The organism is Mesorhizobium sp. M7A.F.Ca.CA.001.10.2.1, assembly GCF_003998575.1.
In the GTDB taxonomy this organism is placed as follows: Bacteria; Pseudomonadota; Alphaproteobacteria; order Rhizobiales; family Rhizobiaceae; genus Mesorhizobium.
On record NZ_RZQY01000336.1, the window covers coordinates 1 to 6421 of the forward strand.

Here is a 6421-nt window from a genome sequence, read left to right on the forward strand (position 1 = left end):
CACCGAAATGTCTTCTGCTCCCGGGAGGTCGGGAAACCAGGAGGCGATCGGCGCGCCGAGGTCGAGCTTGCCGTCCTGAGCGAGCTTGACCAATGCGGCGGCGACGAAGGTTTTGGTGCAACTGCCGATCTTGAACAGGCGGTCGGGCGAGACGGCAATGCCATGCTCCCGGTCGGCGAGGCCGGCAGTGAGGGCGGTTGGTGCGGCGCCTGTGGAGTAGGCGAGCGAGGCGCCTACCGCGCCATCGGTGAGATAGGTCTTGAGGAGGGCGTTCAGGTCTTCACGCATGGATTCTGCTTTCGCCGCCAAATTGCTGGTTTCATAGGTGTCGGTGCGTCCCCGGGCCGAGCCCGAGGGCAGGGTCGCCAAGCTTCACTCCGCCATATCGACGGCGGCAAAGTTCTGCCGGCCGAAGGGGTCGAGCACGTAGTTGAGCACGCTCTTGCGGATCGGGATCGCCACCACCGAATGGGCGATCGGCGCCACCGGCACCTCGACCTTCAGGATCGCTTGCGCCCTGGCGTAGATGTCGGCGCGCTGTTTCGGATCGGCGGCGACGCGACCGTCCTGCAGCAGCTTCTCGAAGGCCGGATCGCACCAGCGCGAGCGGTTGGAGCCGCCCTTCACGCCGTCGCAGGACAGCAGGTAGCTCAGCATGTTGTCGGGGTCGCCATTGTCGCTGCTGCCGCCGAGCAGATAGGCGTCCTGTTCGCCCGCCGCGGTGCGCTTGAGATATTCGCCCCATTCAAAGCTGACGATCTCGGCCTTGACGCCGACTTTCGCCCAGTCGGCCTGGATCATCTCGGCCATGCGCTTGGCATTGGGATTGTAGGGCCGCGATACCGGCATCGCCCACAGGCTGATTTTCAGGTCGCTCTCGTGGCCGGCTTCCTTCAGCAGCGCCTTCGCGCCATCCGGGTCATAGTCGATGCCGGCGTCGGTGACGGCCCCGATCTGCGCCGGCGGCACGACGCTGCCGGCGACCGTGCCGGCGCCGGCATAGACGGCGTCGACGATCGCCTTGCGGTCGACGGCCTTGGCCAGCGCCATGCGCACGCGCACATCGCCGAGCGGCTGGTGTTCGACATTGAAGCCGAGGATGCCGATGTTCTGACCCTTGAGGTCGAGCACGGTGATGTCGGGATCGGTGCGCAAATCGGCGACGGCGCTTGGCGGGGGCGGGGCGGCGACCTGGCACTCATTGGCCTTGAGACGCTCGACGCGCGTGGTCGGTTCGGGCGTAACGGCGAACACCAGAGTGTCGATCTTCGGCGGGCCGCGCCAATAATCCTTGTTGGCGGCGTAGCGGATCTGGCTGTCGGGGACATAGGCCTGCAGCACGAACGGGCCGGTGCCGACGGGCTCGCTATCGATCAGTTCCGGCGTGCCGGCGGTGACCATCTTTTCGGTCTGCTCCAACGACAGGATAGAGAGATAGTCGAGCGCAATGCCGGGCAGGAAGGTGACGTTGGCCGCCGTCAGCGTGAAGCGCACGGTGTGGTCGTCGACCTTGTCGATCTTGTCGATCAGCGAGCCCATGCCCAGTGCGTTGAAGTACTCGTAAGCGCCGCCGCCGAACTTGTGGTAGGGATTGCTGGCGTCGCGCTGGCGGTTGAAGGTGTACAGCACGTCGTCGGCATTGAACTCGCGCGACGGTGTAAAGTGGTCGTTCGACTGGAATTTCACGCCGTGGCGTAGGTGGAACGTGTAGATCTTGCCGTCGGCTGAGACCTCCCAGCTTTCGGCCAGCGCCGGCCCGACCTCGGTGGTGCCAGGCTTGAACTCGACCAGCCGGTTGAAGATCGTCTTGGCGGCGGCATCCATGGTGGAGTCCGCCGTGCCGATCGCCGGGTTGAAGGTTTCGGGATTGGCTTCCGAGCAATAGACCAGGGTTTTGGCGTAGGCCTGTCCGCCAAGAAGGACGGACGAGGCCAGCAAGGACGAGCTAAGGACTGCGCGCAGAACGGATTTCATCGCAAACGCTCCTGATGACACTTTACGGGTTGAGGGAAGGGCAGGCCGGTGAAGTTCATGGCGTCGCCGCCGGGGTGATGAAACGGTCGGGCGCAAGCGCGGCGGAGGTGATACCGCGTGCCGTGAGATCGTCCGGCAGCGGCTGGCCGCGCAGCAGCGCCGCACCCAGCCGCGCCAGCGTCAGCGACACCTGGAAGCCGTAGCCGCCCTGGCCGCCGAGCCAGAAGAAGCCGGGCAGGCGCGGGTCGAAACCGATGACCGGCGTGCGGTCGGGCGAAAAGGTGCGCAGGCCCGCCCATGGCGTCGACGGACGGCCGATGCGCAGCGACGTCGCCTGTTCGATGCGGTCGACGGCGATGGCGACGTCGATGTCTTCCGGATAGGCGTCGCAGGGTTCGGAATCGGTCTCGTCGGCCAGCGAGCCGATCAGCCTGCCGGCATCGGGCTTGAAGTAGAATTGTTCATGCAAATCGACCACCAGCGGCCAGGCGCTGATGTCGGTGCCGGCGGGCGGATCGAAAAGGAAGGCGGTGCGGCGCTTCGGCCGGAAGCCGAGACCGGAGAGACCGGCCAGCCCGGCGACGACATCGACCCAGGCGCCAGCGGCGTCGACGACGATGTCGGCCTGGTAGGCGCCGGCATTGGTGGTGACGCTGAAGCCATTTGCGACGCGGGAAATCTCCAGCACTTCCTCGCCGGTGCGGATCACGCCGCCGCCGGCCTTGAGCGCGGAGGCTGAAGCTGCAAGCATCTTTCCCGTGTCGACATCGAGCGCGCCGGGTTCATGCACGCCGCCGCAGGTGGTTGCCGTGGCGATGACCGGCACCAGCGCGGTGACTTCTGCTGCTGACAGGCGCCGTACGCTCGGCACCAGCGCCTGCATCTCGGCCGCCATGCGGTCGACGGCTGCACTGTCTTCGACACCGCCGACGTGCAGCGCGCCGCGCCGGTGGGCGGCGAAGCCGCCATCGATGATCGCCTGCCGGCTGGCCAGCGACAGCGCCCGCACCAGCGCATTGCCATAGGTTTCGGAAAACAGCGCCGCGGAGCGGCCGCTAGCGTGGTAGCCGAGATGCGGCTCGCGCTCGAGCACGGTGATCTCGGCCCAGGATTGCACGGCCGTCGCCAGCGAAAGGCCGGCAATGCCGCCTCCGATGACGACGATTTTTTGGAGAGACTTGGACTGCATGTCCTAGGGGTAGAAATAATTTCGTATCCAGTCAATATTTAGCGTATAAGAAAATTGTTAGCGTTGTTGATGGCGGCAGGGAGTTGGACTACCTAGGGTGAAGAAGCGGCCCGGTGGCCGCGCCAGGAGCTGACGATGTCGGAGCAACCGAACCTCGGTGATTGCCTGCGCGGCTTGAGGAAGACGCATGGCTGGACCTTGCAGGAGGTCAGCACGCTGACTGGCGTCGCGGTGTCGACGCTGTCCAAAGTCGAGAACGACCAGATGTCGCTGAGCTACGACAAGCTGCTGCAGATCTGCGAGGGGCTGAGCATCCATGTCACCGAGCTGCTCAGCGGCGACCGCAAGCAGCCGGCCGCGCGCACCCGTCGTTCGGTGACCTCGCAGTCCAACACGCTGCGCCAGCTGACCCGCAACTACGATTACCGCTATCTGGCCACCGATCTGGTGCGCAAGCGCATGGTGCCGATCCACGCCTATGCACGCGCCCGCACGCTGCAGGAATTCGGCCCGCTGACCAGGCATGCCGGCGAGGAATTTTTGATCGTGCTCAAGGGCGAGATCGAGCTGCACACCGACCAGTACGCGCCGGTGCGGCTGAAACAGGGCGACAGCGTCTATATCGATTCCACCATGGGTCACGCCTACCTGTCGGTGGGCGAGGGCGACGCCGAGATGCTGTGCGTCTGCTCCGGCGACGAGCCTGACATGGAGGGCGCGCTGCTGAGCGTGCTGGAGACGGTGGAGGGGTAGGGGCAGGTCCCAACCCTCCACGTTGGTGCTGCCCCTCATCTGGTTGCCGCCATCTTCTCCCCGTTCACGGGGAGAAGGACGATCCTATCGACGGGCGGCGCTGGCTCCAACAATTGAGCGGCTCCGCTACAGCGCAACTACACGTCCCATTCCGCGCCGAACCGCTTCGCGATAGGCGAGATCGGCGGCCACCATGTCTTCCATTGCAACGCCCATGGCCTTGTAGACGGTGACCTGATCGGCGCTGACGCGTCCCGGCCGCAGTCCGAGCAGCATTTCGCCAAGCTCGGTTCCGGTTTCCGGATCAATGCCCACCAGTTCGCAGGAACCGACCGGGGTCGGCGCGAAGGCGTCCTTGGTCTCGACGAAAAGGATGGCCCGCCCGACAAGCTCGACCGGCAACTCGCCGCCGGGTGGGGCGACGCCGACCGACGAGACATGGGTGCCGGGCCGCACCCAGTCGGCCGAGATCACCGGCGCATAGGAATGCGTTGCCAGGCAGACGACGTCAGACGAGCGCACCGCGGCCTCGATATCGGCGACGGCAACGACGCCGGGATGTTGCGCGGCGAGCGCCTGTGCATCCGAAAACTCCTTCGAGACAACGCGGATTTCGGCGAAATCGCGCACCAGCGGCAAAAGATGCAGATGCTGGCCGGCCTGCACACCGGCGCCGACCACCGTCGCGACCTTGGCGTCGCGGCGGGCGAGTTCACGCACCGAAAGCACGGCCGAGCCGGAGGTGCGCACGGCGGTGATGTAGGTGCCATCCATGACGCAGACCGGCATGCCCGTCTGCGGGTCGAACAGATGGATGGTGGCGAGGTGGCTGGGGATGCCTTTGGCGACGTTGCCCTCGAAGACGTTGACGATCTTCACCGTCAGATGCATGCCCGCTATCCATGCCGACATCGCCAGCGAATAGCCGGCCTGCGGAACATCGAGCTGCGGCCGTGCCGGATTGACCACCTTGCCGCCGGACAAGGCCTTGAAGCCGCCGGCGAGCACGTCGAGAAGCTGGCGCAGGTCGATGCAGGTTTTCACCTCGGCCTCGCTCAGGATGAGTACGGGCATGTCACCCTTGGCCTGGGCGCTGCGGGAGGTCGATATCGCTGATGTCATGGGATACGCTTTCGTTGTCGGTTGCACGACAACGGTATTGCAGTCCGGGAGCGTGATGAAATATACTGCTTTTGCTACTTTGGCGTGATTATCACGTTTGTTCTGGTCAAAAAGTGTGAATCCTGCAATGGACGATCTCGACCGTATCGACCGCTCGCTGCTACGTTTGTTGCAGGAGGACGGCCGCCGCACGACGCTCGATCTGGCGCGCCGGGTCGGTCTGTCGCCGACCGGGGCGACGCAGCGCGTCAAGCGGCTGTTCGCCGAAGGCTTCATTCGCGCCGTGCGCGCGGTGCTCGATCCTGCTCGGATCGGGCAGGCGCAGCTCGTCTTCATCGAGGTGCGGCTCGACCACACGGCGCCGCATGTGTTCGACCGCTTCGCCGAGGCGGTTCTGCGGGCGCCCGAGATCATCGAATGCCACATGGTGGTCGGCGGCTTCGACTATCTGGTCAAGGCGCGCATCGCCGACATGGCGATGTTCCAGGATTTCCTGCAGCGCGTCATCCTGCCGCTGCCCGGGGTGCGGGAGACACACACCTACGCTTCGATCGCCAATGTGAAGCCCGACGCCTTGCTGCCGATCTAGAGCGGCGGCCTTTCTCCCGCATCCAGCAACCATTGCCGCACGGCTTGCGTCGGCTCGGGGTGGCGCTGTTTTCTCGGCATCACGACATAAAAATCCTGCGTGCCGCGCATTTCGCCGCTGACGGGCTGAACCAGGCGGCCCGTGGCGAGATCAGCGGCTACGAGGAAGCGGCTGGCCAGCGCAATGCCCTGGCCGGCGACGGCCGCGTCGATGGCCAGGCCCGTCTGGTTGAAGCGCATCCGTTTCAATTCGGTCGTCATCTTCAGGCCGACCGCTTTCTCCATGAATTCCGGCCACAGATTGTGGGCATCGTGCAGCAGCACATGGTGCTGGATTTCGGAGGCTGCGATTTCAGCAACACCTTCCGGCAGCAAGGCCGGGCTGCAGACGGCGACGATCTGCTGGGGAAACAGCAGGTCGACGATCAGCCCAGCGCCGAAGGGCGGGCGGCCTTGCCTGACCGCGATGTCGACGCCATCGGCCTGGAAGCTCGACAGGCTCTCGCTGGCCAGCACGCGCAAATCGACCAGCGGGTTGTGCGCGACGAAGTCGTGCAATCTCGGGATCAGCCATTTGGTGGCGAAGCTCGGCGTCACGCTGATCGTCAGCCGCGCCGGCTCGGGACGAAGCAGCAGCGTCGCCTCCGAGATCAGGTCGAAGGCGCGGCGGATATTGGGGACATAGGCGCGGCCCTCATCGGTCAGCGCCAGGCCGCGCGGCAGCCGCTCGAACAGCTTTGTGCCGAGATCGGCTTCCAGCCCGCGAATGTGCTGGGCGACCGCCCCTTGCGTGAC

General features: G+C 65.3%; 7 protein-coding genes. 2 read left to right on the forward strand and 5 right to left on the reverse strand.

All coding sequences use genetic code 11. From position 1 onward, the window contains the following. The 3 genes from EN964_RS20735 to EN964_RS20745 all read right to left on the reverse strand — a co-directional run. A partial coding sequence (locus EN964_RS20735; RefSeq protein ID WP_245490676.1) for a serine hydrolase domain-containing protein occupies positions 1-369 on the reverse strand: 369 nt, incomplete at its 3' end. 3 nt (positions 370-372) lie between these two features. Next, positions 373-1974, reverse strand: a complete 1602-nt coding sequence (locus EN964_RS20740) for an ABC transporter substrate-binding protein (RefSeq protein ID WP_127269268.1) — start codon at positions 1972-1974, stop codon at positions 373-375. Between the two features lie 55 nt (positions 1975-2029). Continuing rightward, a complete protein-coding gene (locus EN964_RS20745) occupies positions 2030-3163 on the reverse strand; it encodes an FAD-binding oxidoreductase (RefSeq protein ID WP_127272047.1) in 1134 nt (377 codons plus the stop codon). 135 nt (positions 3164-3298) lie between these two features. Between EN964_RS20745 and EN964_RS20750 the strand changes: the two genes are divergently transcribed. After that, a complete protein-coding gene (locus tag EN964_RS20750; protein ID WP_127271375.1) occupies positions 3299-3916 on the forward strand; it encodes a helix-turn-helix domain-containing protein in 618 nt (205 codons plus the stop codon). Positions 3917-4042: 126 nt separating this feature from the next. On the opposite strand, the gene EN964_RS20755 is transcribed toward EN964_RS20750, so the two are convergent. Then, positions 4043-5038: an ornithine cyclodeaminase family protein gene (locus tag EN964_RS20755; protein WP_127271377.1), complete on the reverse strand. Its 996-nt coding sequence runs from the start codon at positions 5036-5038 to the stop codon at positions 4043-4045. Between the two features lie 127 nt (positions 5039-5165). Between EN964_RS20755 and EN964_RS20760 the strand changes: the two genes are divergently transcribed. After that, a complete protein-coding gene (locus EN964_RS20760; RefSeq protein ID WP_023813853.1) occupies positions 5166-5627 on the forward strand; it encodes an Lrp/AsnC ligand binding domain-containing protein in 462 nt (153 codons plus the stop codon). Here the strand turns inward: EN964_RS20760 and EN964_RS20765 are convergent. Then, positions 5624-6421 (reverse strand): LysR substrate-binding domain-containing protein (locus EN964_RS20765; RefSeq protein ID WP_127276693.1); only part of this gene is annotated, 798 nt, incomplete at its 5' end. The genes EN964_RS20760 and EN964_RS20765 overlap by 4 nt on opposite strands.